Origin of the sequence: Streptomyces sp. NPDC086077, from assembly GCF_040686175.1 — a bacterium.
Classification (GTDB): Bacteria; Actinomycetota; Actinomycetes; order Streptomycetales; family Streptomycetaceae; genus Streptomyces.
Map to the genome: position 1 here is coordinate 25,324 of NZ_JBFBJT010000003.1, position 25,564 is coordinate 50,887.

Annotated in this window: 22 protein-coding genes and 5 pseudogenes; 18 read left to right on the forward strand and 9 right to left on the reverse strand. The window is 67.5% G+C overall.

From position 1 onward, the window contains the following. The first annotated feature begins 458 nt into the window (after nucleotides 1-458). The 7 genes and pseudogenes from AB0O67_RS01265 to AB0O67_RS01295 form a co-directional block, all read left to right on the forward strand. A complete protein-coding gene (locus AB0O67_RS01265; protein WP_365444146.1) occupies nucleotides 459-6,593 on the forward strand; it encodes a DNRLRE domain-containing protein in 6,135 nt (2,044 codons plus the stop codon). After that, entirely contained in the window at nucleotides 6,587-6,787 is a 201-nt protein-coding gene (locus tag AB0O67_RS01270) for a hypothetical protein (RefSeq protein WP_365444149.1), read from the forward strand. Before AB0O67_RS01265 ends, AB0O67_RS01270 begins: the two co-directional genes overlap by 7 nt. 376 nt (nucleotides 6,788-7,163) lie before the next feature. Then, entirely contained in the window at nucleotides 7,164-7,586 is a 423-nt protein-coding gene (locus AB0O67_RS01275) for a hypothetical protein (RefSeq protein ID WP_365444152.1), read from the forward strand. 250 nt (nucleotides 7,587-7,836) lie between these two features. Beyond that, a pseudogene (locus AB0O67_RS01280) lies at nucleotides 7,837-8,253 on the forward strand (SRPBCC domain-containing protein). A gap of 92 nt (nucleotides 8,254-8,345) precedes the next feature. Next, complete coding sequence (locus AB0O67_RS01285) at nucleotides 8,346-8,735, forward strand: metalloregulator ArsR/SmtB family transcription factor (protein ID WP_365444155.1); 390 nt, start codon at nucleotides 8,346-8,348, stop codon at nucleotides 8,733-8,735. After that, complete coding sequence (locus AB0O67_RS01290) at nucleotides 8,732-9,223, forward strand: SRPBCC family protein (RefSeq protein WP_365444158.1); 492 nt, start codon at nucleotides 8,732-8,734, stop codon at nucleotides 9,221-9,223. Before AB0O67_RS01285 ends, AB0O67_RS01290 begins: the two co-directional genes overlap by 4 nt. A 258-nt stretch (nucleotides 9,224-9,481) precedes the next feature. Then, nucleotides 9,482-9,751: pseudogene (locus tag AB0O67_RS01295) on the forward strand (transposase); the annotation flags it as partial. Between the two features lie 155 nt (nucleotides 9,752-9,906). Here AB0O67_RS01295 and AB0O67_RS01300 read toward each other — a convergent pair. Further along, the gene (locus tag AB0O67_RS01300; RefSeq protein ID WP_365444161.1) at nucleotides 9,907-10,395 is read right to left on the reverse strand and encodes a GNAT family N-acetyltransferase; all 489 of its coding nucleotides are present in this window, start codon (nucleotides 10,393-10,395) and stop codon (nucleotides 9,907-9,909) included. Between the two features lie 280 nt (nucleotides 10,396-10,675). Then, nucleotides 10,676-11,293 (reverse strand): hypothetical protein, encoded by a 618-nt coding sequence (locus AB0O67_RS01305; RefSeq protein ID WP_365444164.1) that lies wholly within the window; start codon nucleotides 11,291-11,293, stop codon nucleotides 10,676-10,678. Nucleotides 11,294-11,811: 518 nt separating this feature from the next. Between AB0O67_RS01305 and AB0O67_RS01310 the strand changes: the two genes are divergently transcribed. Next, nucleotides 11,812-12,621 carry a GNAT family N-acetyltransferase gene (locus tag AB0O67_RS01310; protein WP_365444167.1) on the forward strand — a complete coding sequence of 270 codons (810 nt, stop codon included), beginning with the start codon at nucleotides 11,812-11,814 and terminating at the stop codon, nucleotides 12,619-12,621. A gap of 338 nt (nucleotides 12,622-12,959) precedes the next feature. Here AB0O67_RS01310 and AB0O67_RS01315 read toward each other — a convergent pair whose 3' ends face one another. After that, a complete protein-coding gene (locus AB0O67_RS01315) occupies nucleotides 12,960-13,226 on the reverse strand; it encodes a hypothetical protein (RefSeq protein ID WP_365444170.1) in 267 nt (88 codons plus the stop codon). 3 nt (nucleotides 13,227-13,229) lie between these two features. Here AB0O67_RS01315 and AB0O67_RS01320 point away from each other — a divergent pair, with 3 nt between their 5' ends. The 4 genes from AB0O67_RS01320 (at nucleotide 13,230) to AB0O67_RS01335 (ending at nucleotide 15,331) form a co-directional block, all read left to right on the forward strand. Then, nucleotides 13,230-13,517, forward strand: coding sequence for an alpha-L-rhamnosidase N-terminal domain-containing protein (locus AB0O67_RS01320; RefSeq protein WP_365444173.1), 288 nt, complete (start codon nucleotides 13,230-13,232; stop codon nucleotides 13,515-13,517). Nucleotides 13,518-13,523: 6 nt separating this feature from the next. After that, a complete protein-coding gene (locus AB0O67_RS01325; protein WP_365444391.1) occupies nucleotides 13,524-14,609 on the forward strand; it encodes a family 78 glycoside hydrolase catalytic domain in 1,086 nt (361 codons plus the stop codon). Between the two features lie 33 nt (nucleotides 14,610-14,642). Then, nucleotides 14,643-15,011, forward strand: coding sequence for an alpha-L-rhamnosidase C-terminal domain-containing protein (locus tag AB0O67_RS01330; protein WP_365444176.1), 369 nt, complete (start codon nucleotides 14,643-14,645; stop codon nucleotides 15,009-15,011). Nucleotides 15,012-15,184: 173 nt separating this feature from the next. Continuing rightward, entirely contained in the window at nucleotides 15,185-15,331 is a 147-nt protein-coding gene (locus tag AB0O67_RS01335; RefSeq protein ID WP_365444179.1) for a hypothetical protein, read from the forward strand. 104 nt (nucleotides 15,332-15,435) lie between these two features. On the opposite strand, the gene AB0O67_RS01340 is transcribed toward AB0O67_RS01335, so the two are convergent. Further along, nucleotides 15,436-16,434 carry a hypothetical protein gene (locus AB0O67_RS01340; RefSeq protein ID WP_365444182.1) on the reverse strand — a complete coding sequence of 333 codons (999 nt, stop codon included), beginning with the start codon at nucleotides 16,432-16,434 and terminating at the stop codon, nucleotides 15,436-15,438. Nucleotides 16,435-17,084: 650 nt separating this feature from the next. Here AB0O67_RS01340 and AB0O67_RS01345 point away from each other — a divergent pair. Together AB0O67_RS01345 and AB0O67_RS01350 are read left to right on the forward strand one after the other, a co-directional pair. Further along, the gene (locus tag AB0O67_RS01345) at nucleotides 17,085-17,258 is read left to right on the forward strand and encodes a hypothetical protein (RefSeq protein WP_365444185.1); all 174 of its coding nucleotides are present in this window, start codon (nucleotides 17,085-17,087) and stop codon (nucleotides 17,256-17,258) included. Nucleotides 17,259-17,482: 224 nt separating this feature from the next. Beyond that, a pseudogene (locus AB0O67_RS01350) lies at nucleotides 17,483-18,363 on the forward strand (IS5 family transposase). Here AB0O67_RS01350 and AB0O67_RS01355 read toward each other — a convergent pair. Continuing rightward, nucleotides 18,347-19,222, reverse strand: a complete 876-nt coding sequence (locus tag AB0O67_RS01355) for an NAD(P)-binding domain-containing protein (protein WP_365444188.1) — start codon at nucleotides 19,220-19,222, stop codon at nucleotides 18,347-18,349. The pseudogene AB0O67_RS01350 and the gene AB0O67_RS01355 overlap by 17 nt on opposite strands. 120 nt (nucleotides 19,223-19,342) lie before the next feature. Between AB0O67_RS01355 and AB0O67_RS01360 the strand changes: the two genes are divergently transcribed. Continuing rightward, nucleotides 19,343-19,720, forward strand: a complete 378-nt coding sequence (locus AB0O67_RS01360) for a helix-turn-helix domain-containing protein (RefSeq protein WP_365444191.1) — start codon at nucleotides 19,343-19,345, stop codon at nucleotides 19,718-19,720. Here AB0O67_RS01360 and AB0O67_RS01365 read toward each other — a convergent pair. After that, a pseudogene (locus AB0O67_RS01365) lies at nucleotides 19,721-19,814 on the reverse strand (IS5/IS1182 family transposase); the annotation flags it as partial. It lies immediately after the preceding gene. A 101-nt stretch (nucleotides 19,815-19,915) separates the two neighbouring features. Continuing rightward, the gene (locus tag AB0O67_RS01370; RefSeq protein ID WP_365444194.1) at nucleotides 19,916-20,500 is read right to left on the reverse strand and encodes a DinB family protein; all 585 of its coding nucleotides are present in this window, start codon (nucleotides 20,498-20,500) and stop codon (nucleotides 19,916-19,918) included. Nucleotides 20,501-20,804: 304 nt separating this feature from the next. On the opposite strand from AB0O67_RS01370, the gene AB0O67_RS01375 reads away from it, so the two are divergent. Together AB0O67_RS01375 and AB0O67_RS01380 are read left to right on the forward strand one after the other, a co-directional pair. Beyond that, nucleotides 20,805-21,290 carry a hypothetical protein gene (locus tag AB0O67_RS01375; RefSeq protein WP_365444197.1) on the forward strand — a complete coding sequence of 162 codons (486 nt, stop codon included), beginning with the start codon at nucleotides 20,805-20,807 and terminating at the stop codon, nucleotides 21,288-21,290. 170 nt (nucleotides 21,291-21,460) lie between these two features. Then, nucleotides 21,461-21,580, forward strand: a pseudogene (locus AB0O67_RS01380) (diadenosine tetraphosphate hydrolase); the annotation flags it as partial. A 34-nt stretch (nucleotides 21,581-21,614) separates the two neighbouring features. Here AB0O67_RS01380 and AB0O67_RS01385 read toward each other — a convergent pair. Beyond that, nucleotides 21,615-22,484 carry an immunity 49 family protein gene (locus tag AB0O67_RS01385; RefSeq protein ID WP_365444200.1) on the reverse strand — a complete coding sequence of 290 codons (870 nt, stop codon included), beginning with the start codon at nucleotides 22,482-22,484 and terminating at the stop codon, nucleotides 21,615-21,617. Between the two features lie 344 nt (nucleotides 22,485-22,828). Between AB0O67_RS01385 and AB0O67_RS01390 the strand changes: the two genes are divergently transcribed. Beyond that, nucleotides 22,829-23,011: a hypothetical protein gene (locus AB0O67_RS01390; RefSeq protein WP_365444203.1), complete on the forward strand. Its 183-nt coding sequence runs from the start codon at nucleotides 22,829-22,831 to the stop codon at nucleotides 23,009-23,011. An 888-nt stretch (nucleotides 23,012-23,899) separates the two neighbouring features. Here the strand turns inward: AB0O67_RS01390 and AB0O67_RS01395 are convergent. Further along, the gene (locus AB0O67_RS01395; RefSeq protein ID WP_365444206.1) at nucleotides 23,900-25,543 is read right to left on the reverse strand and encodes a glycoside hydrolase family 13 protein; all 1,644 of its coding nucleotides are present in this window, start codon (nucleotides 25,541-25,543) and stop codon (nucleotides 23,900-23,902) included. Nucleotides 25,544-25,564 lie beyond the last annotated feature (21 nt).

The following is a 25,564-nucleotide window of genomic DNA, read 5'->3' on the forward strand; positions in this document are numbered from 1 at the left end:
CAAAAAATGACGCATGTCAGTGCGCGATCTACTGCCAGGACGACGGTGACGTGGTGCGGATGCCGTGCCGGTCGGAGCCGCGGTGTCGGGGGGCACGATGCGCCAGAGGGAGGGGAAGCGCCGGCGTTCCCGCGTCGTCTATGGAGCCGGAAATGCGACTCCGATCGGACTGAACCGCCACGCCGGAACATACTCTTCCGTATTCGTGACGTTACGTATTGTGTTCAAGATCACGCAGCTGTGGCCGCGCAGCAACTGTCCGTATAGGGGCGTTAGGTGATCTTGATGATCTTGTGTCCTTGGATACTTTGCCATTCGTTCACTGTTCTTTTGCATATGACAGACAGGGATGATTCGTGAGATCGGAAAGAGAGCTGCCTCCTCCGGATGAGAGAGGGTGGATCTGGCATGAGAAAAGCCCTAGTTTGCGATGGATCGCGGCTGGCCTTGCCGTGTTGATGTCGGTGTCGCTGATGCAGGGCGCAGCCGCAGCCGCTACCCCTGCCCAGACGCCGACGGTGCAGGGCAAGCCGAAGGGGACTTCGGCAGCGGTGGACGTCGCGTCAGCCAAGGCGGCGGCCCGCTTGTCAGGGCACCGCGTGGAGGCGCTCAGCGAGCGCACAGAGACTTCGACGACGTGGGTGAATAAGGACGGCAGCCTGACGACGGAGCTGTCGGCGGGGCCGGTACGGTTCGAGCGCGACGGCGCGTGGGTGAATGTCGACGTCGACCTGCGCGCGGTGCCGGGCGGCGTCGAGCCGGTTGCGCACCCGGGCGGGCTGCGGCTGGCGGGGCGGACGGGGACCCCTGCGAGGTCGCTGGCGGCGGCGCGGCAGTCGAAGCCGGTCGACCTGGTGACCCTGGGCGAGGGCGACCAGCAGATCCAGCTGCAGTGGAAGGGCGGTCTGCCCGAGCCGAAGCTGGACGGCACGCGCGCGGAGTACGTCAACGCGGTGCCTGGCGCGGACGTCGTGGTGGAGGCGACCCGCACGGGCTTCGAGCAGTTCGTGGAGATCAAGCAGCGTCCCGCCACGGACAACTATTCCTACACGCTGCCGTTGAAGGCCAAGGGCCTGAAGGTGAAGCAGCTGGCCGACGGAAGCGTGCTGTTCACCGACCGCAAGAACCGCAAACAGGCTGTCATGCCCGCGCCAGTGATGTGGGACGCGACCGTCGACGAGACGTCGGGTGAGCACACGCGCCGGGTGCCGGTCGCGATGAAGGTCGTCAAGAAGGGCTCCGGGGTCGATCTGGTCATCACGCCGGACGCCGAGTTCCTCTCGGACCCCAAGACCAAGTTCCCGGTCACGGTCGACCCGTCGACGTCGGCGCTGAGCAACGTCTTCGATACGTACGTGCAGCAGGGCGAGACGGTTGACCTGTCCACGGATACCGAACTGGACTGGGGCAACCCGGGCACGACCAACGGTGACGGCACGCCGCGAACGGCGCAGTCGTTCATCTCGTGGAACTCCACGCCTCTCCAGGACGCGCTGGTGACCAGCGCGAAGCTGAGCCTGTGGAACTTCCACTCGGGCAACCCCGACTGCAAGGCCTACCCGTGGGAGGTGTGGGCCTCCGGCGCCGCGTCCACCTCCAGCCGCTGGACCAACCGTCCGACGATGACGGTGAAGAAGGCGACCTCCAGCGAGACCCGCGGCAACGCCGGCTGCGCCGCCCAGCCTGACGGCTGGATCAACGCGGACGTGACGACGCTGGTGCAGGAGTGGGCGTCGGCGAAGGCCACACGCGGGCACATGGGCCTGCGGGCGACGAGCGAGTCGCTGACGACGCAGTGGAAGCGGGTCAACTCCGCCAACGCGGCGTCCAACCCGCCCAAGCTGGTCGTGAACTACAACTTCCGGCCGAAGACGGGGACCAAGCAGGAGGCCGGTCCGCCGTTCTTCTCCTACAGCGGCTCCTACATGGTGAACACCACCACGCCGACTCTGCGCGACACGTTCGTCGATGCTGATGGCGACAAGGTCAACGGCACTTTCCAGATCTTCGACAACGCCACCAACACGCAGGTCGGCGACGTCATCGTCTCCAAGTACGTGGCCAGCGGCTCCGCGGCGTCGGTCACCGTTCCGGCAGGTGTGCTGACGAGCGGCAAGACCTACAAGTTCCGCACCAGCCCCTACGACGGGACGCACTACAACAACGGCTGGTCGGCGTGGAAGACCTTCACCGTCGACACCGCCGCGCCCTCCTCCCCCGCCTCCATCACCTCCACCGACTACCCCACCGGGCAGTGGGTAAAGGGCGCAGGCCAGGCGGGCACCTTCACCGTCACCCCACCGGCCTCGGACCACAACTGGCTGGAGTGGTCGCTGGACGGAGTGGCCTGGACCAAGGTCGCCACCGGCGGTGCGAGCACGGCCAGGAGCATCAGCCTCACGCCGCCGAAGGACGGCACGCACACCCTGCAGGTCCGCTCGGTGGACAAGGCCGACAACAAGTCGGAGCCCAGGGAGTACATCTTCCACGCCGGCCCAGGCGGCTTTCTTCAGCCGCTCGAAGGCGAGCGCACCGCGCGCCGCCTTCCGCTGGCGGTAGAGGCCGAGGCAGGCAAGTTCGACCAGGTGTCGTTCTCGTGGCGGCGTTCGGAGGCCGATGCCTGGGCCAGGATCCCCGCCGCTGACGTCACCTCTGGCGGCGAAGTCCTGGGCGCGTGGCCCGTGCCCCTGGTGAGCGGCAAGAACGCGCCGCTGGTGTGGAACGCCACCAGCACCGTCGACCCGGACGGCACGGTGCAGATCAAGGCTGACTTCACCGGACCCGATGACGCCTCACGCAGCACCGACCCCCTGACCGTTGTCATCGACAGCAATGCGGACGCCGCGGCAACGACGGAAGTCGGGCCCGGCTCCCTGAACCTGCTGACCGGCGACTACACGCTTTCCGGCGAGGACGCCTCCTTCTTCGGCATGAGCGTGACGCGCAGCATCTCCTCGCGCACGCCGGGCGAGGGCGCCAAACAGGAGGGCCAGGCCGCGATCTTCGGCGCCGAATGGGTGTCCGGCACGGTAGCCGAGACGTCCCAGTCCGACTACACCTACCTTGAGAAGGTCTCGGACACGGCCCTGCGCGTGGTCACACAGGACCAGGACAAGCTGAGCTTCACCGCGAACGCTGCGAAGACCGGTTGGATTCCGGAACCGGGAGCCGAAGCCCTCACTCTCAAGGGCAGCTTCTCCGGGTCGTTCTCGCTGACCGACACCAGCGGCACCGTGACCACCTTCGCCAAGCCGACCGCGATTGCGACGACATGGCAGGTGACGAGCTCCCTTCTCGGCGGCCTGAGCAACACCGCCACGACGGTCTCCTCCGAAACCGTCGTAGTCGACGGCAAGACCCTTGCCCGCCCCAAGCGCATCATCGCCCCCACCTCAGCCGCCACCGCAGCCGCATGCGAGGCGAACCCGGCCACCAAGGGCTGCCGCGTCCTGGAATTCGTCTATGCGACGTCGACCACGGCCACCGGCACGCAAAACGATGCGGACTTCGGTGACTTCACCGGCCAGGTGAAGCAGATCAGGTTGTGGGCCACCGCGCCCGGGGCATCCGCCGCGACCGCGACCGCCGTCACGTCCTACCGCTATGACTCCGAGGGACGGCTGCGCCAGACCTGGGACCCCCGCATCGGCCAGCAGGCAGAGACGCAGTACGCCTATCACGAAGGCCGGATCACCTGGCTCGACCCGGCCGGGCAGCTGCCGTACACGTTCACCTACGGCAACGCCGCCAGCGGCTCGGCCCCCGGCAGCGGCATGCTGCTCAACGTCTCCCAGCCGCGTCTGAAGCAGGGCACCGCCGACCAGACTGACGGCAACGCCGTCTCCACCGTGGTCTATGGGGTCGCGCTCAGCGGCGCCAAGGCACCGAACGCCATGAACGCCGCAGCCATCGGCGCGTGGGGGCAGAGCGACGCCCCCACGGACGCCACCGCAGTTTTCCCGCCGGACTCCCTGCCGGCCTCGAACTCGGGCACCGACCTGGACAACAGCGACTATCAGCGGGCGACCGTCCACTACCTCAATGCCTCCGGCAGGCAGGTGAACACTGCCGAGCCCGGCGGGCACATTGCCACCGTCGAATACAACCACCTCGGCAGTGTGGTCCGTGAACTGGCCGCAGGTAACCGGGAGCTCGCACTCGGTGCAACGGCCGCGCACCGGGAGACACTTACCGACCTGGGCATCATCGCCCTGCCCTCGGCCGAGCGGGCACACCTGCTGTCCTCCACGCAGCTCTACGACGAGTCCGGCGCGCGCCTCGAGGAGACGCTCGGCCCGATTCACCGCGTCGACCTGACAGGGGACCTCAAGGACGGCACCACCGTTCTGGCCGAAGCCGGCTCCTCGGTTCCGGGACGCTCCTGGACGGTCCACGAGTACGACGAGGGCCGCCCGACCGACGGCACAGCCGTCGCGAAGAACCAGGTCACCATGACCATCACCGGAACCCGGGTCCGCGACTACTACTCGATCATGGGAGACAAGCGGGTCACCGAAACCCAGTACGACTGGGCCAAGGGCCTGCCCACCCTCGTCATCGAGGACTCGGGAGGCCTGAACCTCACCACCACCACTGTCCACAATGCGGAGGGACGGATAACGGACATCGTTCCCCCCGGCGGGACGGGTGAGGACGCGGCGTCCAGGGTCACCGCCTACTGGAAGGCGACTGGTACCGGGTGGTGCGAAGGCCGCCCCGAGTGGGCCGGCCTGGAGTGCTGGTCCGGCCCCGCGGGCACCATCACGGGTGGCGGCAGCAACCCGAGTGAAGTACTCGGTGCGACCACCGAGTACAACTACTGGGGCGACGTCGCCAAGCGGACAGAGGACGCCAACGGCGTCACCCGCACCACCGTCGTCGACTACGACGACGCCGGGCGACCCACCACGACCACGATCACGGGCGACCTGGGAACGCCGGTACCCGTTTCCACCGTCACCTACGACCCGGAATCCGGCCAGGCGATCAGGACCAGCTCGCCCACCGGCGGCACGGTCACCAAGGCCTACGACGCCCTCGGCCGGGAGATCTCGTACACCGACGCCGACGGCGGTACCACCACCACCGAGTACGACCAGCTCAACCGGGTCGTCAAGGAGACCGACAGCGTCCCGTCCACGGTGACGTACTCCTACGACACCACCATCGACCCGCGGGGCCTGCCGACCAAGATCAGCGACTCGGTCGCCGGTGACTTCCACGTGAAGTTCGACGCCGACGGAGCCGTCACCACAGAGCAGCTGCCCGGCGGCTACACCCTGAACGTCGCAACAGATCCCTCCGGAGCGGTTACGAGCCGCGCCTACACCCGCGACAGCGACGGCATCTCCGTCTACACCGACACCGTCGCCCGGTCCGCCCACGGCCAGGTGCTGCGCCACGCCGGATGGTCCGAGCAGACCTACCGCTACGACGCGGCCGGACGGCTCTCCACGGTCGACGACACCATCGGCAACGTCTGCACCCGGCGTTCCTACACCTTCGACAAGCGGGCGAACCGCACCTCACTGACGACCGCCACCGCCGCGCCCGGTGCAGCATGCCCGACCACGGGAGGAACGACCAAGACCCATACCTACGACAGCAGCGACCGCATCACGGATGCCGGCTACGCCTACGACGCCCTGGGCCGGACCACCGCGGCACCTGGCAACGGCACCATCGGCTACTACACCAACGATCTCGTCAGACAGCAGGTGTCGGGCAACAAGCGCCAGACCTGGTCCCTCGACGCGCTGCACCGCTTCCGCGGCTGGACACTCGAGACCTCGGCCGACGGCAGTACCTGGACGCGCACCGCGTCAAAGCTCAACCACTACGACAGCGACGGCGACAACCCCCGCTGGATAGTGGAGGACACCACCACAGGCCTGCTGACGAGAAACATCCGTTCCGCGAGCGGCGACTTGGCCGCAACCAGCACCAAGACAGGCGACACCGTCCTGCAGCTGACCTCCGTCCACGGAGACGTCGCGCTCCAGCTTCCGCTCGACACATCCAAGGCGCCTGTCGCGTTCGACAGCGACGAATACGGCCGCAGCAGGGCGGGACAGGAATCCACCCGATACGGCTGGCTGGGCAACCACCAGCGTTCGTCCGAGACGGTCAGCTCCCTGATGCTCATGGGTGTCCGCCTCTACAATCCGGACACCGGCCGCTTCCTGTCCGTCGACCCGGTCTACGGCGGCAACGAGAACGCCTACGAGTACTGCGGCGGTGACCCCGTCGCCTGCACCGACACCACCGGAAAACTGCGGGTGCGCTGGTGGAAGCCGTGGTGGTCGCCCAAGTACTTCATCAGGCTGGACCTGAACCGCTCGGAGACCCGTTGGGTCGCGTTCGGCACAGGCAGCGCCGCCGGTTTCCTCAGCTGGGCCAAGGACATCAAGTGGATCCCGAAGAACTGGAAGCACGCGATCACCGCCGTGCGCGGGTACCTCTGGTACTTCACCGTGGTAGCCGGATACGCCGTAGCTCGTAAGAAGTGCACTTCGGTGATCTCCGGTGCCCTCAGACTGGGAGGCAACGTATTCATTCCCATTCCGCCCACGATCTGGACGCGCCGATGCTGAACGAACGCCCCACCGACACGACCAAGCGCCGCTTCGCGCTGAGCCTGGAGATAGCTGCCGCCACGACGCTGGGGGCTCTCGCCATCGCCCTCGGCGTCCAGCAGGAGACCGCGCTCGCCGTGGTCATGGCTGTGGGCTGCGCTTCCTTCACAGTGGACGCGCTGCGACGTGTCCGTAGGACCGACAGAACCTGACACCCGCTCCGACATGTCGCCCAACTGCACTGGGTGAGCGGCCCCGTACACGTCAATGCTGAGGAAGGCGTTGGCTGACCTGGGCCCTCCGGTGGTCCCGCCGCTCCATTGCGGCGGGACCATCTGCGGCAGCGCAGCAGCCGTGGCCATCTGTCCATCTGCCGATGCTGATCCTGCACCGATGCCGGGAGGGCCGCGAAGCCCCCGCGCACTTATCGCCTCGCGCGCGAGCGTCCTGCGGGAAGACGTCAATTAGCAGGCGCGACAGCTACGCCACAGTCGTTCAGCGGCGAAGGCTCCTACCGGCTGACCGGTTTGAGCGAGATCGGACAGAACATCGGCCGGGATGACCGTCACAACGAGGAAACCGCCACCCGTGAACGAGCACAACACCGAGGAACGGTACGAAGAGTCCTTGTCCTTCCAGGACTGGCTGCGCCACCTGTACGACGTGCTGGACTTCCCCGCCCCCGCGGCCCCGCCCGCATGGGTGCGGCAGGTGTTCGAGACGAACGGTGGTCTTCCGGCGGACGCGTTCGCGCAGATGGCCTTCTCACGGAGACTGGAGAACATCAAGGAGGCCTTCGCCCGCGTTGCCGGGACGGCCCGCGCCCGGACCGGCATCGAGGTCCCGCTCGACTTCGAGATCGAGGAACCGTCGGACGAGTTCCCGGTCGGCCTCGCATCCTTCGCGGGCTCGGCCATCTGGGCCGCCGAGCCGCCGAAGGTCCATGTCGATGTCGCCGAGGCCGTCCAGACCTACCTCGCGGACCGCCACCGGAGGCGAACAGGCGTGTAGCGCGCACGCACAGCGGTGGCCCTCGCCGGTCGGCGGGTCGACGACCACGACCGGGGGCGTCATGCCCCAGCCTGCCAGCGTGTCGAGCATGGTGCTCCCCGGGCGGCCGCCCGGGCCGGAGGCCGGACGGCGCCGGGAGACTGAGAAAAGATCTTCCGGGCGGTGTAGAGAACGTGTCATCGGCTCCGACGTTCGCTGTGGGTGTGCATCTCAGTCCCGCACCCGCGGGATCAAACAGGAGTAGACCAACATGACCACTGCTGCTTTCGACTACGTCATCACCCGCACCCTGGAGGCGCCGGTCGAGCAGGTCTGGGCCGCCTGGACCCGCGCCGACCAGTACGGACGGTGGGCCAGCGCCGAGGAGGTCGTCCTCGATGTCCGGCCCGGCGGCGCCTGGAGCTCCGTCATGGTCATCCCCGGCGGCACCCGTGTCCCGCTGTCCGGCCGCTAGACCGAGGTCGAGGCCAACAAGCGACTGGTGATCGGCATGAGCATTCCGGGCCGCGAGGACCTCGCCCTGATGACCGTCGACCTGGCCGCCGACGGCGACCACACTCGGACCACCCTGTCCCAGACCTTCGAGAGCGCCGAGGACCGCGACCAGTCCGAGTTCGGCAGCAACATGCTCCTAGACGGCCTCACCACCTTCCTGGCGGCAGCCTGAGCTTTCCGCAGGCCGGCCGCCGTCCGGCTCGCACCAGGGCGGACCGACCGGTGCGACGACATCACACGTAACCCATAGGTTACGCTTTTCCCGTGGACGAACTGACCGACGTGGCCGCTGCCGTCGCCGATCCGGTGCGCCGGGAGATCCTGGCCATGTTGCGGCACACCCCGCTCGCGGCGGGCGAGATCGCTGCCCGGTTCTCCATCAGCCGGCCGGCGGTGAGCCGTCACCTGCGGATACTGCGGGAAAGCGGACTGGTGCGCGACGAGCAGCACGGGCGCCACCGGCGCTACACGCTCGTCCGCTTCCCGCTCGGCCGGCTCACCGAGTGGCTCCTCCAGTTCGATGTCCGTCAGGCCCCGGACTGGTCCCGCCAACTCGCGGCACTGGACACCGAGGTCCACCGCGCGCGCCGGGAACGCGGCCGGTCCGAGCCCGCCGGCACCCCGAGCACAGCACGACAGAAGGACACAGCATGACTCTCGAACCCTCCGGGCAGCTCGTCCCCACCGCGACAGGCCATGACCTGATCCTCACCCGCACCTACCGCGCCTCCGCCGACGACGTGTGGGCGAGCGTCACCGAGCCGGAACGCACCGCGCGCTGGTTCGGCCCCTGGCGCGGCGAGGGGGCTGCCGGCCGCACCATCGAAGTACAGATGGTGTTCGAAGAGTCGGACGACTGGATCCCGGTCCGTGTCGACGCCTGCGAAGCACCACGCCGGCTCGCGGTCTCGACGCAGGACGAATCCGGCTCATGGTCACTGGAACTGCTGGTGACCGAGAGCGACGGCGTCACGGAACTCCGGCTGATCCACCACCTCACCTCCACGGAACACCTCGGTGAGACAGGACCGGGCTGGGAGTACTACCTGGACATGCTCACCGCGGCCCGCACAGATGGGCCCCGCCCCGACTTCGCGGACTACTACCCCGCACAGAAGGCGTATTTCGAGTCACTGGGCTGACCCTTCCCGCCCATCGGCATGTCGCGGCGCGACGGCGAGCGGGGCGGCGCACTGACGTCCGCATGACGTGACTGGCGAGGAGTTCCCTGCCAACGGTCACCTTGCCCGGTGCCATGCTCGCCCGTCAGCAGCGGGGGTTCGGGGGGCGGGCCGGTTCCACGGCGCGTCCGACCGCGGAGCGCCAGGGGACGGAGGAACCCGTCAGGGTGAGCCCGGCGGAGGGCATGACCGCCCGTACCGGCTCGCGCAGCGGCCTCAGTACTGACCTCGATGCCGGGCATCGGCGTCAGGACCGGAGCACGCATCCTGATCGAGGTCGTCGACGGCAGCACCTTCCCAACCGCCGGCCACCTCGCCGCCCCACGCAGGTCTCGCACGGCGACCCGGAGCTCAGGCTCCTCGACTCGAACTCCTCGCTTCCGCTCGGCCGCACCTCTCGCACGCGGAAGGAACGATCTTCATCGGGCGGCCGTCGGCCGCACCCCGCAGGAACGCCGCGACCGCAGCGGGGACACCTCGCCAACTTGATCATCAGCATGCACGGACACATCGTTCCAGACGCCCCGAACCAACACCCGACCAACTTCACCACACACTCAGGGACCCGACCAGGGCAGAGATGACGGCGCACACGGAGCGCGTCATGGAGGCGAAGTCCGTCCCGCGCGAACTGGCACACCGCGTCATTCCGAAGAAATGCGAAACTCGAATTCGGGGCGGTCCCACACCACGGCGGGCGGATTCGCGAGCGCGGTCCCGATCCGCACTGCACCGACGCGGTGGTAGAAGTCCTCGGCGGGAATATGCGACACGACCATGACACGGTGGAGCCCGGCGGCACGGGCCTCGGACTGCATGTGCGCGACCAGCAGTCGACCAATACCCCGTCCTTGCGCTTCGTCGGCGACGAACAGCAGATCGAGCTCCGGTGGAGCGAGGACGAGTGAGTAGAACCCGAGGACCCGACCTCCAGGCTCGTCGGCGCCGACGGCGACGAAGGCGCGGTGGGCCTCGATGTAGTCAGGACCGACCCGGTAGCCCGCGACTGCGGTTGCGTACTTACCCTCGTAGGCGCCCGAGCTACGCACGAGCCGCGTGAGCCGTTTGGCATCCCGCGCGACGGCCCTCCGTATCGTGATCGCCTGACTGATCGGCGAATTGCGTGAGCTCATCGGGAGAGTATTTCGCACGGGGGAGTGCCTTCATGCGGCGGGTCGGCTGCTTGGGCAGGCGTTCCTGCACCGCCCCCAGGCCGCTGGTTCGAAGCCTGCCTCAGTCACCGCGTCTCTCGGCACCTGCCAGAGCAAGCTCCGGCAGTGGCGCGGCCTGTCCGTCCGCTATGACGAGACCGCCACCATCTACCTCGCCGGACTGCACCGGGCCGCCATCTTCATCTGGTCAGCGAGATGATCCGAAAGAGGCGTTGCGCGATGCGCGGTCACAGCGACTTCCTCAGTCGTCGAACCACACGACGAGGCGCACGTTGTCGTCACCGTGCTGTTCTGCGAGTGCCTCCATGGCTTTCCAGGCGGCTTGCCACTCGCCGGTTTCGGTGACGGCGTCTCTGCGGCGGATGGTGACCGATCTGTAGAGCGTTTCCCCGACGAGCCACTCACTTCCTTCGGGCCACTCCCGAACTTCGCCTTTCTCCAGACCGACGACCTTGGCGAATGCAGGACTCCAGGCGGACTTGCCTGTCATCCTGAGCCCGTTCGGAGTCCGGCGGTACTCGTGAAGCCGGCTGTCAGGCTTCTCTGCAGGCTCGTCCCAGTCGACCGCCTTCAGCTCGGCCCACGTGATCCACGTGGTGCCGTGAAAGCCATCCTCGCCGTACCACTCGGACAACTGCGCGAACCGCGCACTCGCGGCAGCCGAGGCGTCGGCGGGCAGACCCCGGCACGCAGCCAGGGGGCGGAAGTTGGCGTAGTTGCGGACCCCGAAGAGGCAGCCGAACGCGTCATAGTTGCGGATGTCGTTCAGGGAGTCGAGGTCGTGCGCGGTGTACCAGGCTGCCTCCCGACCATCCTGCGACGCTCGATACTCGAGAAAGCCGCTCATGTCTGTACCCATGCGGAACATTCTGCCGATCCTGTCAACACGTTTCACCTGCCATTGATCGATGCCCTGCGCAGACGATGCCGTACTTGCCCACCCCACCGCCTGAAGTTGTCGCGGGCTACCTCCTCACTCCCCCACCAGCCGTGTTGCACGGGCCGACCACCGGCCGCGAGCAGCGGGTGGTAGCAGCCGGGACTGTTCAGGCGAGGCGGATCCCTCTCCATCGCCCCGGTTTGCGCACGATCGCCGCCTTCGCTTCCAGCTCGGCCAGCCGGCAGTGGACCGACGCCCTGCTCCGTATGCCGACGGCCTCCCCGAGTCTGCTGGATCGTCGACGCCTGGCCGTGATCGGCGATGTGCTGGCGGATGCGGCACAGGAGGCGCTCCTGGTTGTCGGTGAGGTAATCGACGCGCCGACCCCGCTTCTGCGCTGCCCCACCGCCTCGCGCACCTCAAGGCCCAGACGGAACAGGGCCGCCAGCTGACCAAGAGAGCCCGATCCAGAACAGAGCGGTGCAACGATGCCCTGCATGAGCAACGTCACGGACGACACAAGAGATTTGCTGGCTGTCTACGACAAACAACTGCGCGGAGTCTTCCCGAACCCATCGGCCGGAGTCAGCTGGGAGCAAGACGGGCCGCTGCTGCGGGTCGTGGGCCGTACCCAGGGCCTCATCACTGGACCACGTGATGTCGGAGTACGTGGATCCGACCTGCAACACATGATCAATCGGCAGCGTGACTACTTCGCGGAACGTGAAATGGCCGTCGAGTGGCGCACTCACCATCACGACGAACCCGAAGAGCTCCCTGCTTACCTTCAAGCGGCCGGCTTCGCGTCCGAGGAAGCAAAGACAGTACTCATCGGCCATACCGCTGAGATCGCGGCAGAGACCGCACTCCCCAACGGAGTCACACTACGCCGTGTCACTGCGGACGCCGACATGCACCGAATCGCCGCGATGGAAGCAACCGTCTGGGGGGACGGCTGGGAGTGGCTCGGCGACCACCTGATCGCACGCATCGCCGCAGCCCCGGCAGACACCGCCGTCCTGGTCGCTGAAGCCGGCTGCGAAGTCGTCTGTGCCGCATGGCTCGTCATCAAGCCAGGCTCTGACTTCGCCGGACTCCGGGGCGGCACGACGCTGCCCGAGTGGCGCGGCCGCGGAGTCTACCGAGCACTCGTCGCTGCGCGAGCCAAGATCGCCGCGGCCCGCGGCCTCACCTACCTGCACGTCGATGCCTCCGACGACAGCGCCCCGATCCTGCGACGTCTCGGCTTCCATGCCGTGACGAGCACTACGTCATACGTGTGGACACCGACACGAACTGACAACTGAGCACGCCCTGCCGATACAAACTATGACCCGGCCCCGTTCCTCCAGTACGACCCACAGCCACTCTGGGTGTAGCGCGCAGGGGCGGCCGTACGAGGGTCTACCGCATGCGGGCACGCGGGTCCGGTCGTACGGTTTTGGTATGTGTGCTGTCCCGGACAACGGCGACATACGGCCGCACAGCTCCCTCCCAAGCGCATCCCGCCAGGTCCGACGGCCGGGCGAAAACGGTCCGCCTGTGGGATTCAGCCGTAACGGCGGTGTACGAGGGAGCTCTGCTTCTTCTCGGCCCCCGGCGGGGAGAGGCCGCGTCACACTGGTGCGCTCGGGCGGCACGCTCGTCAGCGACGCCGTTCGCAGTGCCCGGCCCGAGCGGGCCTGAAGTGGCCGACGACGTAGCTGAGCGGGTCGGTGTGGTGCGGGCCCTCGGGCCGCTGGCCGGAGCCGCGCTCCCAGTAGGCGATGACGAGCCAGGGGGCGCCGTCGTCGGGAGCCGTCCAGCGGAGCTCTCCGTCGGTCACGGCATGGGTGATGTCGGTGACCGTGGTCCGGTCGAGCAGGACGGGACGGGCGGCGACGTCGGTGATCCGGATCGCCTGGACCAGCATCAGTTGCTGCTGCGTGACGCCACGCTCGGCCCGACGACGTCCTCCAACTGGTACGGCGGCGAGGACTACGACGCGCGGCGGGAGGTCCCCGGCTGGGACGAACCGGGCCGCGACCGCTCGTCCTGGGCGCCGGCCGTCGCCCCCGGGCGCCCCGGCGGCGGCGAGGAGCCGGCCGCGCTCAGCGCCCGCGAGACCGAGCCGGTCCGGGTGATGGAGACCCTGAAGGGCACCGAGGTGCCGGGCGCCGACGGCAGCCGCGTCTTCGACCTCGGACGCAACATCGCGGGCTGACCGGAGATCACCGTCACCGTAACCGCGGGCACCGCGGTGCGGATCTACCCGGCGGAGAGCCTGAAGGACGGACACGCCTTCCAGTCGATCAGCAACGTCGGTGCGCCCCTGTGGGACACCTACACCACCAAGGGCGGGGGCCGCGCCGAGACCTGGCACCCCCGCTTCAGCTACCACGGCTTCCGCTACCTGGAGCTGACGGGCCTGCCCGCGGGGGCGACGGTCTCCGTACGCGGCAAGGTGTTGCACACCCACAACACCAGCGCCGGGAGCTTCACCAGCTCCAACGAGCTGATCAACGGCACCCACGGGCTGATCCGCCGCGCCCTCCAGGGCAACATGATGACGATCCTCACCGACTGCCCCAGCCGCGAGAAGCTCGGCTGGCTGGAGCAGAACCAGCTCGTCTTCCCGACCCTCGCCGCCAACTACGACATGCGCGCCTATCTGAGGAAGATCGTGCGTGACATGGCCGACGCGCAGACCACCGAGGGACTGATCCCGAGCACCGTCCCCGACTACGTCGAACTCGCCGGTGGCTACCGCAACGACGCCAACTGGGGCGGCGCCTTCGTCCTCGTGCCCTGGCAGCTCTACACCACCTACGGCGACGAGGAGACGCCGCGCACCTACTACCCGCGGATGAAGCAGTACGTGACGTTCCTGGAGCAGAAGGTCGGCTACTGGCGCGTCGTCGACGGCCTCAGCCGTATCGCGCGCGTACTCGGTGAGGACGACGACGCCGCGCTCTACCGGGAGAAGGCGGACACGAGCGCCAAAGCGCTGTCGGACAAGTACTACGACCCGGCCACCGGAACCTTCGGCGGCGGAGGCCACGGCGCCGAGGCGCTCGCCCTCGACATGGGCGCCGTGCCTGAGGGTGAACGAGCCCGGCTCCTGGACCACTTCACGCGGTCGGTCGTCGCGGCGGACCACCATCTGATCCTGAGTGAGATCTCGCTGCCCACAGCGATCCGCGTGCTGTCCGAGTCGGGTCGCGACGACATCGTCTACGGGATCGCGACCTGGACGACCAGCCCCAGCTACGGCCACCAGGTCCTGGCCGGCAACACCACGCTGGGCGAGACCTAAGACGGCGGTCCCGGCCAGTCGCAGAACCACTTCATGCTCGGCGCGATCGACGCCTGGTTCACCGGCCGCCTCGCCGGGATCCAGCAGCGGCCCGGCTCCGTCGGCTACCGCGAACTGCTCATCGACCCGGCGACGGTGGGTGACCTGACGTCGGCGGCGGACTCGTACACCACCCCGTACGGAAAGGTCCGCACGAAGTGGTCGCGTGCGGGTTCCACCTTCCGCCTGGAGGCCGCCGTCCCCGCCGGGTCGACGGCGGAGATCCATGTGCCGGCCGGCTCCGGCAAGGTGCGCGCAGACGGTGATGCGCGTCTGCTGCGCAGGGAGAACGGCACGGCCGTGTACGAAGTCGGTTCCGGTACATGGACGTTCGTCTCGACGACGGTACCCAACGGAAGCTGAACCGGTCGGCGCGGGTCACACGCATCAGCACCGGGTCTCGTTCGCCGTCCTCGGGCGCCGTCCTCGGGCGCCGGACGCAGTCCGGTGACGACCTGGTCGAAAGGTCGAGGCCGACCGGCTCCTGCAGGCCGATGTCGTGGTGGTGCCGCAGCGTCGTCACGCACAGGTATGTCATGAGTGCGCAGTTCGACACGAACCAGTCGTACTCCCTGTTCGACCAGCCCATGACCATGCCGGAGCACGCCGACGCCCAGCAGTTGGGGCCGAGCTCGGTGAAGGACGTCGGGAGCGGTCCTGAACGGTCGCGGGCAGGCTGCTGAGTTTCGGCCCCGTGAGCCGGGTCGGCTCCCGGGTCGCGGACGAGCCAGCAGGCCGGGCGGCGCATGCTCGCGTACACCCGGCGGGCCTGAAGGTGCCGTGCTACTCAGTCACTTGAGGGCGAAGGCAACGGAACCGTACCGGTGGTCTCCGAAGGAGAGGAACGGTCGAAGCGGGGCATTGTCAGGCCTCCGTCACCATGGATGTCCCTGAGGATCAACACGGCAACGGCGGCCGAACCGACCAGCTCCAGAACTGACTGGAGCGTCCCGAGGGGGACTTGAAGGAGATCTCCCGAGATCACCGAGCCGCACAGCTTGAAGGCGGCGGTCGGCAGCATGAACACAGCGAGCCCCAGAGAGAACCCGGTCGCGGTGGGCCTGCGGCGCCCGACGAGTGCCAGGCCCACACCGCACAGCACGGTCAAGCACGCCCACTGCCACGGCGAGGAGACCGCCAGCACCGCCTGACCGGTGCCCTTGCCGGCGAGCAGGTCGGCGAGTGTTCCGGGGCCGACTTGAATCGCCGTCACGACATTGCGCAGGATGTAGACGACGTTCAACAGAACAAGCAGCACGGAGGACACCGCAGCGGTGACCTTCACCGGCCGGAGCCCGTCGGACAGGACCTCTTCCTGCTCCGACGCCGCCCGATGTTCCAGCTGGCGCGCCTGGAACAGGAGAACCGCCTGGGCCACAGCGACGACGACTATCACCGCACAGGTGCTCCCCGCAGCGGTCAAAGACGGCCCTTCGAGATCACCGAACCATGGGTCGGACGGTGAGTCCAGGATCCAGTACCAGACCACCGGTCCCCGGAAAAGGAGGGTGGCCGAGCATGCGACAACCAGTACGCCGCCGGCACCTCGCACCTGCATCAGGGCACCGAAGCCGGCCGCCAACTGCAGTGCCGCCAGCCCGATGTCCAGCGAAGTCGTGGCCGCCAGCCCCGAGGCAGGGCCGGTCGTCCAGATGGACCACACGTCGAGGATACCTTGATCGAAGACATCGTGGCCGAACCAGAATGCTGTATGGGTGAACAGCACCAGGCTCAATACGCCAACGGCTGCCCGTATGCGCTCGATCGATATCTCTGCACGGTCCATCACTCACCTCAGACGCGGAACTGGAAGAGCAGAACTGGCTGCTGACGGACAGTGGGCCGCAGCGGCAACACAGCGCCCACACAGTACCGGATTCAACTAGCCGCGTTGGGTGTTGCGGGGGTCAACCTGCCTGAATGCGCGTCAGGGTTCGATCGGACTGGCTACGCGTCTTCCACCTCCTCACTCAATCCGTCCCTTGCGTCGTGCACTTGGGCGACACATCGACAATTCCCGACGCCCTGGTGGCGCAGGTGTTCCGCTCGCCGCGGCGCTCCGCGTCAGGTCCTCACGCGAGGTTCACCCCTGTGGCCATTGGCATTCCCCGTTCCTTTCGTGCGGGCTGATGGGGCGTTGCGGGTGATGCATCGCAGGCGTATCGAAATCCGCATACGGCGCCGCAACGGCCCTCCCGCTCCTATGGAGGCATGAACCACGACGTGTCCCCCACCTCCCCGCCCAGCCGCACTCGCACTCGCACTCGCACTCGCACTCGCACTCGCACTCGCACTCGCACGATGCTCCTGGGTCTGGGCATCCTCGGCATGGCGAGCATCGCGGCCGTCCTGCGGCGGCCGCTCATGACGTCCGCTCCGATGTGCCTGGCCGGGCGGTAACACGGTTGCTCCAACACGTGCAACAGTGTGGTACTCATGACGCTGGTCGCGCTGCCGTTGGCCGCACCGGTGGTGTGGGCGCTGTCGCTCCGTCGGCGTGCCGTCGGCGGCACGACGGCGTGGCGGATGTCGCTCGCCGAGGTCGGCGTGGTCCACGGCACGTTTCCGTTCGGGTGGTTGACCATGATGCGAGCGGCGGGGCCGGCGTAGTTCCCGCCCGGGAACGACGGCAGCAACCTCCCAGAGTTCATCAGGAACCAGACGCTTCGGTAGATCAGCACCCACAACCGGCATCATGCCGCACGAACATCAAGTCTTGTGAGGCAACCTCTAAGAGGTCGCACAGATAGGCGTGTGGGCGCCCCCGACAGCAGAGCAGGCACAGGCCTTGGTGATCATGGAGTTGCGACGCTCTGTGATCATCGAGGAAACCTGTGCCTGTCCTGCCATCATGGCTGACCGAACCGCTGTGGGACCAATTTTCGGTGCTGCTGCCCGAGCGGCCGCGCTATCACCCGGATCACCCCCTGCGATGCCACCGTCCGCGCATCGACGACCGGATCGTGTTCGACAAGCTCCTGCATCTCCTCCGCTTCGGCTGCTCCTACGAAGCGATCGCCGACACGACCTGCTCGGCCAGCACGATCCGCAACCGGCGAGACGAGTGGATCCAACTCGGCGTCTTCGCCCGGCTCAAACAGATCGCACTGGAGTCCTATGACCGCATCGTCGGTCTGGTGCTGGACCGGATCGCCGTCGACGGCTCCATCACCGAGGCCCCCGGCGGCGGCGAGGCCACCGGACGATCCCCGGTCGACCGTGGCAAACAAGGCCTGAAACGCTCCGGCATGACCGATGGGTACGGCATCCCACTCGGCCGTGTCCTCGCCGGGGCGAACTGCCACGACTCCCCCTCTGCTGGCCCCCACCTTGGACCGCCTGGACGAGCTCGGTCCGCTGCCCGACGACATCACCGTGCACCTGGACGCCGGCTACGACTCGAACAAGACCCGCACCCTGCTCGACGAACGAGGCCTGCACGGCCGGATAGCGCACAAGGGCGAGAAGGCCCCGATCCAGGCGAGCCAGCGCTGGCACGTCGAGCGAACCCACGCCTGACGAACGCCTTTCACCGCATCGCCCGCTGCTACGAACGCCGTGCCACCGTGATCGACGCCTTCTTCGACTTCGCGGACACGATCATCACCGTCCGTAGCCTCATCCGACAGCCTGGACCACCCACCGCTGGGGACAACCGCCCGAGGCGACGCCCGTGAGCCCATTTCTCGGCCAGCCTCTTATCCCGCTTGCTTGATGCTCTCGATGATTCGGGCGAAGCCTTCCTCTCCGTGGCCTGCATCAATCTGGCGTTGGATGAGCCGCTGGACCATGGCGACCACCTCAGCGCTGACTCCCTGGTCGGAACTGGCGGCCAGGATGTGACTGAGGTTGGAGAACTCGAGACTCTGTTGTCCTTCGACGGTGTAGTCCCCGCCATCGATGACTGCGGCGAACCCCTGGAAGCCACCGGTCATGGCGGTCAGCCATGGTGCAGCCATAGCAGCGAACTCGCCCGCCGTCACGCCGGCCGGTGCAACCATGGCGGCCCCGTGCATGAATCCCGCGAACATGACGTACATGCCCGCGAGTAGGGCGAAGTCGTACAGGGACGCCAGCCCGGCATCCTCACCGAAGTAGGTACTGGTTCCCCACAGGTCGAGCAGCGGCTTGTACTGATTGAAGACATCGGCCGATCCGCTGTAGAGGATCGATGACCCGGGCTGGCCGATCATGTGCGGTACGGCCATGATGCCGCCGTCCAGATACGCGACCCTGGCATCGGCAGCCCAGGCGGCCAACTCCCGTGACTGAGCCGGTGACGTCGTGGTTACGTTGATCAAGGTTCGTTCGGCCAGCTCATCGGAGAGCGGATCAAGCACCTCGTGGACCGACGCGTGGTCCAGCAGGCATGCGATCACCAGCCGGCTGGCCCGGACCGCGTCGCCGGCCGTAGCGGCGGCCTCCGCGCCCTGCGCGACGAGGTCGTCCGCCTTCCCCGCTGAGCGGTTCCAGACTGTTGTCGCATATCCGGCCTTCACCAGGGCGCCTGCGAGAGCGTTACCCATGGCGCCCAGCCCGAGAACGCTCACCTGCACGCTGTTGTTGGTTGTCATTTTTGGGGCTCCCCGTCATGTTCGTCGTCGGTTGGATCCTCTCCGCTGCCGGTAGGGTTGACCAGTACTGACTAGTTAGTCGGGTACTCACTCGTGGGTAAGTAGGTCTTGGAGGGGCGGATGGCTACATCAGCACGACGTGGTCCCTACTTCTGCGGCATCGACGCGGCGATGGACGTAGTCGCCGGCAAGTGGAAATCGCTGATCCTCTGGGAGCTGCACAACTACCGGACCCGCCGGTTCGCCGAGCTTCGACGCGGTCTGCCGGGCGTCAGTGAGAAGATGCTGATTCAACATCTGCGGGAGATGGAAGAAGACGGGCTTGTGCATCGTGAGGTGTACCGTGAGGTGCCACCGAAGGTCGAGTACTCCCTGACAGAGCACGGCGTCTCGCTCAACGCCGCCCTGGCCCCCTTGGGAAAATGGGGCACCGAACGCATGCGGCGGATCGAGGCCGAAAAGGTCTCCGCTAACGCTGCCGCGACACCTCAGCGATAGAAGCGGATGGGCCAGATCCCAGACCGGGCTGTGGCACCAGTACCGCGAATTGGTCCCAGAGGGGATCAATCAGCCATGACCGCAGTGCAGGCACAGGTCTCCCTAGTGATCACAGAGCGTCGCAACTCCGTGATCCGCTAGTCCCGTGCCTCTTCTACTCCCGGGGTGCTCCATCGCCCCTATCTGTGCGAGCTCTTAAGCCTTGAATGGTACGGCCGATCTGGCGGCCTGCTCGATCTTCGCGCAGTAGGCTGCACGGGCTTCCTCGTCGATCTGCTTCTCGTGTTCGGCGCGCAACCCGGTCCGGCCGTCGAGGCCCTCGCGCAGGATATCGGCGTGCCCGGCATGCCGGATGGACTCGCCGAGGACATGGACCACGATGGCGAACAGGTTCGTGTCGGCATAAGGCTCCGGCCACCACGGCACGTGGCCGGGGGCATCGAGGGGAAGCTCGTCGATCGTCGCGTCCGAGTGTTCCCACGCGCGCCGGTAGAATCCGATGATCTGATCGCGGGTCTCGTCCTCGGTCGCCCACAGATCGCTGCCGTTGGAGTCCTGCCACCGGGGCAGCGGTTCCGGGGAAGGGCGGCCGAAGACCTCGCCGAAGTACCTGGCCTCGACGGTAGCCACGTGTTTGACCAGGCCGAGGAGATTGGTCCCGGTCGCTGTCAAAGGTCGGCGGGCGTCGTATTCGGACAAGCCGTCGAGTTTCCAGAGCAGCGCCTTGCGGTCCCGCCGCAGTCTCCCGTGCAGGTTGTCTTTCGCGAATTCGTCGATCATGCGGCATGAGCCTGCCATGGGCTGCTCGCGGTCTCAAGATCAAACGTACGTGGTCCGCAACGACTGGCAGATCCGAGGCCTGGCATGGCCGCCGCCCTGACCTACTACAAGAAGCTCGCGGAACTTGCCACGTGTGACAACCTCTAAGTGACAGATCCACAGATTGGAAATCAGCATGACCCGGGGGTTGCGCGCCTACCGACACCGGAATGCAAGAACCTTGGTGGAACAGGCCGTCACGACGGCTCTCCGCAGTGGGGACGGAGAGACGGTCCGTCTGTACGTAGCCGCCTGCGCCGAACGCATGGCGCCACTGTTTGTGGGGCTGCGGGTGGGCGGAGCAGGCCGGGAAGGCGACGTGGATTTCTACGTGGAGTCCGTACGCGACCTCTGGCATGCCGACCGCCCCCTCTCAGACGCCGCGGAGCGCGTACGTGTGCTGGAGCGGTTCCCCGAGCTGCAGCCGACGGATGACGCGGTCGTCACCGACGTCGTCGGCATCAACACCTTCTTCGCCGCCTTGGTCCTGCGCTATGCCCTGCTGGCCAACCGCTCCGGGAGCGCTGCTGAGGCGGTGTCCTGTGGCCATGTGGCGCTCACGGCGATGGGGATGCTGGACCAGCATATGGGCGGCGCCGCCTACCTTGCGCAGGAGCACGGGCTCCAGTCCCTCTCGGTGTCCGGTGACGCCGCAGGGCTATGGGAAGCAAGCACCGAGGCCGGGCGGGAACGGTTCCGCGCCGTACTCGGCCGTGCGCCGGCAGCTTGGGCCGCGGGCACAACTCCTTGACGTCAACGCCGCCTATGCTCCCGCGGTATACGTGGTGAGCCATGTACTTGACCACACGGGCCAGGTGGCGTCCAGCGCCAGCGGCTGCCCGAAACGTCGGCGTGCCCCACCCAGGGGGGAGGGTGGGGAGCGAAGAGCAGGTCTTGATCGCCTGTGGATAGGTTCGGGCCATGACTGGTGACTGGCGGATGAACCGCATCGGAGCTGCTCTGCGGGGCGAGAACCCAACCGTGCTGCGGCGGCTTACGGCGGGATTTGCGGTGATCGGCGAGGTTCAGTTCCTGCAGGGCAACGCTCCTGCGGTCGGGCCGGAGAGTGCGAGGACTACGTGAGGGTTTCACCCAGCCAGTTGCTCTCCAGGAGCGCTTTGGGAAGGTACTCGGACTCGACCGTGATGGCCATGCCCGCGTCGTGCGCGAAGCAGGCAATGGCGAGGGGACCGAGAGCGACAAGGCCCGAGGCCTGGAACGCACGGCTCTCCTCGGCCCAATACTCCCTGTGCCACTGGAGGGCGTTGGCGAGTGCCCGGTTGAAGCCTGCGTTGTCCTCGCGGATGAAGCGGTGGAACAGCTCCATGGGCGGGTAAAGCAGCTTGACCGCAGTCTCTGGATCGGTAGCCACTGACGGGTCCGTGCCAGCGACCGCCGCCACAAGCTTCGATCCAAGGTCGGGGCCACCACGCCAGAAGGTCTGGAGGGCATCGATCCAGGCGTAGTGGTACCCGTCGAACTGCGCCCCGTTTGCCCGGAGCAGGGAAGGAGGAACCTGACACAGGGCCGTGATCCTGTCGCCTTCCCGGCAGACCACGGCCAGGTAGAAGGCGCTGATCCAGCTACCCGGGTTCACGTACCACTGAGGGCCGGTGGCCTGGAGCGTACGGGCTTTGTGCGCGATGCGGCACTGGACCTGGTTCTCGTTCGCGGTCGCCGCGGAAAAGACTGCGGAGGCGACCTGCATGGCCGTGATCCAGGCATCCCAGGTGGGGAAGACCGATGCCCGCGGGTCGACCAGGCAGCGTGACTGGGCCAGGGTGAGCGAGATGCGCTGGGCATCGCCCAGCCTCGTGGAGCGTTCCTCCAGGCCGTCGATCAGCGCCTGGGTGTTTTCCTGGAGCACGGCGATGCCCTCTTCCGCCCTCTCCATGGGCAACGGCGGGCGGGGGATCGTCGAGACCAACGCCTTCTCCTTGAACATGCGGGTGGGTGTGAGCAGGCGACGTTCGCTCCCTCCCGGAGGAATTCTGCAGCGCCATCAGCGACGATGGCTCCGCGTTCACGGGACCATGGACGCTGTCGTCCGCAATGGGCGCCGCCATCATCCTCAACGCCGCGGTGCTGAGGCAGGACCGGGTCACATGACCCGCCTGGCACGACGGGATGTTGCACCCCACCCTTCCACTAATCATTTGTTAGCTACTTACGTATGCTTTGGGGTGGTCGCGCCTGTGCACCATGATCACCGAGCGCACGAACGACGCGGGCCGAGCCCCGCGACCGTGCAGCGTTCCACAGATGGGCAGGCGCCAGGTAAGAGGAATCATGCGTTTGAAGGTCATGGCGAAGGCAGCCTCGGTTGCGGCACGGCTGGCCGCTGTCAGCACTGGCGTGGCGACCCCGGCCTCGGCCGCTGATGCCGGCACGGCTGCCACCACGATCGACTGGGGCAACGCCTCGGCCTCGTTCGACAACAACCCGGGCAACGGCTCCGAGAGCTGGCTGTGAGGCTGGTCCGGCAGCGGCGACAAGCGTGTCGACTACCAGCACTACGACGGCACCGGCGGATCCATGTGGATCGGGTCGGGATCAGCCACGTCGATCAATCTCAACATGGACATCTGGCGGATCCGAGGCTGCTACTGGGACGCCCGGAGCATGGCCTGGGGCTGCCACGGCTGGAGCTGAATCGCCACACGCTGACGGATGAGGCTTCGGACCCTGCAGCCGACACCTCCAACCGGAGCCCGCCCCGCTCCGACTGACCATGTCGAGGCGGGGCATGTGCGACCGAGCCCACCTCCCGATAGGTGCGGAGGACTTGCCAGACGTGGCCGAAGCGCCGATTTCGTTGCTCTTGCCCGGGATCTGGCACTGGGCGAGCATGACCCCCGCGCAGGACAGCGCGGCCAGCAGGTGCGGCGCCGAATCACCGGCGCTCTCGGTTCCCCCAGCTGGTCTTGCCGTCCACCGCGACCTGCGGCAGCCGCGGTTGGTGCCGGCTCCTCGTGCTGGCGGCCGCCGACGCTGACCTCGCACGACCTGGTGCGCCTGGCAGCGGGCACCATGTCCCCCCTCGTACCGAGGGCATCCCGCTCGCAGTGGCCGCTGCCGGCTGCAACCGCCAGGCGGCATCTCCTGCTCCCTCACTCGTGGGGACTGCACCCGTGGCCAAACGTCCGAGCCGGCCCAGCAATTGGCCGTGCCCTGCTCGCCGATCGCGGCTCACACCACCGCGCCCAGACGCATAGCGAGGCCCACCACACAGCGGTGAACGACCGCTGGGAACAACGCGACAGCCCGCACGAAGTCATCGTCGGCCTCGCCACCACCGCCATGTAAACGAGCGGTCGCCTTCATCGACGGTGGTCACATCCGGCCCGCACACATGGCAGATTAGCCCGACGCGTTCGCGTACCACACCGCCGTGTCCGGTGGGAGCACCTGAGCGGCAGCCGGTAGCGGCGCACTCGAGAGCAGCGGCCGGCTCCCCGGCTGCACGGGCACCTCGTCGGCGGAGACGTTGACCACGCAGCGCAGGGGGCCGACGCCGAAGTCCAGGACGCGCGAGTCGGACTGTTCGTTCCACTCCAGTTCGCTGTCGGCCGGGACTGCGCGCCGGAGGCGTGTGGCCCTGCGGTAGAGGTTCAGAGTGCTGTCCGGGTCCCCCCTCTGGGCCTCGGCGGACAGCGCGGCGAAGGCGGCGGGCTGGGGCAGCCAGGGTGCGCCGGCACCGAAGCCGTACGACGGGCCTTCGCAGTTCCAGGGCAGCGGCACCCGGCAACCGTCGCGGCCCTTGCGAGCTCCTCCGGAGCGGTGGCGAACCGGGTCCCGGAGCACTCCGTCGGGCAGCTCCGCCACCTCGGGCAGACCCAACTCCTCGCCCTGGTAGAGGAATACGGCACCCGGCAGGGCCAGCAGCAGGAGCGCGGCGGTACGGGCGCGGCGACGGACCGCGTCCGGGCCGAGCGACGGCGCGGTACCCGCGGAGAGCAGCCAGGCGTCCGGGGAAGTGCCGGGCGGCAGCAACAGCCGGGAAGCGTGCCGGACCACGTCGTGGTTGGACAGGACCCAGGTGGGCGCAGCGCCCGTTGCGCGGGGCAGGGCGAGCGACCGGTCGATGGTGGCGCGAAGTGCCGCCGGGTTCCAGGCTGCCTTGAGGAAGTCGAAGTTGAAAGCTTGGTGAAGTTCACCGGGACGGGTGTAGAGCGCTCGTCGGTCCAGCGCGGCCCACGATTCGGCGACGGTGGCACGCGGCGGGGTGTAGGTGTCGACGACTTCGCGGAAGCCGCGCAGCAAGGTGTGCACGTCGTCCCGGTCCCAGAATGGGTGCCGGCCCTCCCAACCCTCCCCGACGATGGAATGGTGCACCTGGTCCGGACCCAGGTCGCGCAGGGGCTCGGCCAGGTCCTTGGCCATGCCGTGGGCGACGTCGAAGCGGAAGCCGTCGACGCCTCGGTCGAGCCAGAAGCGCAGGATGTCGTGGAACTCGGCGGTGACCTCGGGGTGGGACCAGTCGAGATCGGGTTGCTCGGGGGCGAACAGATGGAGGTACCACTGCCCGTCGGGGACGCGCTGCCAGGCTGGGCCGCCGAACACCGACCGCCAGTCGGTGGGTGGCAGCGCGCCGCCGTCACGGCCGTCGCGGAAGACGTATCGCGCACGGGCCGCGCTGCCGGGTCGCGCGGCCAGCGCCTCCTGGAACCAGCGGTGTCGCACGGAAGTGTGGTTGGGGACCAGGTCGATGATCACCCGTAGGCCGAGGTCGTGTGCGCGGGCGAGCAGGGAGTCGAAGTCGGCGAGGGTGCCGAAGAGCGGGTCGACGTCGCGGTGGTCGGCGACGTCGTATCCCGCGTCGGCCATGGGCGAGCGGTAGAACGGCGTCAGCCACACGGCGTCCGCTCCGACGTCGGCGATGTGGTCCAGGCGTGCGGTGATGCCGGGCAGGTCGCCGACACCGTCGCCGTCTCCGTCGGCGAAACTGCGGACGTAGACCTCGTAGACGACGGCGTTGCGCCACCAGGCGCAGGTTTCGGGCATGACGGGTCCTTGGAGTGGGAG

What these genes read in the sequence shown, in the direction of transcription:
- AB0O67_RS01265 (WP_365444146.1), top strand. Translation starts at nt 459, where the DNA reads ATGTCGGTGTCGCTGATGCAGGGCGCAGCCGCAGCCGCTACCCCTGCC.
- AB0O67_RS01270 (WP_365444149.1), top strand. Translation starts at nt 6,587, where the DNA reads ATGCTGAACGAACGCCCCACCGACACGACCAAGCGCCGCTTCGCGCTG.
- AB0O67_RS01290 (WP_365444158.1), top strand. Translation starts at nt 8,732, where the DNA reads ATGACTCTCGAACCCTCCGGGCAGCTCGTCCCCACCGCGACAGGCCAT.
- AB0O67_RS01300 (WP_365444161.1), bottom strand. Translation starts at nt 10,395, where the DNA reads ATGAGCTCACGCAATTCGCCGATCAGTCAGGCGATCACGATACGGAGG.
- AB0O67_RS01305 (WP_365444164.1), bottom strand. Translation starts at nt 11,293, where the DNA reads ATGGGTACAGACATGAGCGGCTTTCTCGAGTATCGAGCGTCGCAGGAT.
- AB0O67_RS01310 (WP_365444167.1), top strand. Translation starts at nt 11,812, where the DNA reads ATGAGCAACGTCACGGACGACACAAGAGATTTGCTGGCTGTCTACGAC.
- AB0O67_RS01315 (WP_365444170.1), bottom strand. Translation starts at nt 13,226, where the DNA reads ATGCTGGTCCAGGCGATCCGGATCACCGACGTCGCCGCCCGTCCCGTC.
- AB0O67_RS01330 (WP_365444176.1), top strand. Translation starts at nt 14,643, where the DNA reads ATGCTCGGCGCGATCGACGCCTGGTTCACCGGCCGCCTCGCCGGGATC.
- AB0O67_RS01335 (WP_365444179.1), top strand. Translation starts at nt 15,185, where the DNA reads ATGAGTGCGCAGTTCGACACGAACCAGTCGTACTCCCTGTTCGACCAG.
- AB0O67_RS01340 (WP_365444182.1), bottom strand. Translation starts at nt 16,434, where the DNA reads ATGGACCGTGCAGAGATATCGATCGAGCGCATACGGGCAGCCGTTGGC.
- AB0O67_RS01345 (WP_365444185.1), top strand. Translation starts at nt 17,085, where the DNA reads ATGACGCTGGTCGCGCTGCCGTTGGCCGCACCGGTGGTGTGGGCGCTG.
- AB0O67_RS01355 (WP_365444188.1), bottom strand. Translation starts at nt 19,222, where the DNA reads ATGACAACCAACAACAGCGTGCAGGTGAGCGTTCTCGGGCTGGGCGCC.
- AB0O67_RS01360 (WP_365444191.1), top strand. Translation starts at nt 19,343, where the DNA reads ATGGCTACATCAGCACGACGTGGTCCCTACTTCTGCGGCATCGACGCG.
- AB0O67_RS01370 (WP_365444194.1), bottom strand. Translation starts at nt 20,500, where the DNA reads ATGATCGACGAATTCGCGAAAGACAACCTGCACGGGAGACTGCGGCGG.
- AB0O67_RS01375 (WP_365444197.1), top strand. Translation starts at nt 20,805, where the DNA reads ATGGCGCCACTGTTTGTGGGGCTGCGGGTGGGCGGAGCAGGCCGGGAA.
- AB0O67_RS01385 (WP_365444200.1), bottom strand. Translation starts at nt 22,484, where the DNA reads ATGTTCAAGGAGAAGGCGTTGGTCTCGACGATCCCCCGCCCGCCGTTG.
- AB0O67_RS01390 (WP_365444203.1), top strand. Translation starts at nt 22,829, where the DNA reads ATGCGTTTGAAGGTCATGGCGAAGGCAGCCTCGGTTGCGGCACGGCTG.
- AB0O67_RS01395 (WP_365444206.1), bottom strand. Translation starts at nt 25,543, where the DNA reads ATGCCCGAAACCTGCGCCTGGTGGCGCAACGCCGTCGTCTACGAGGTC.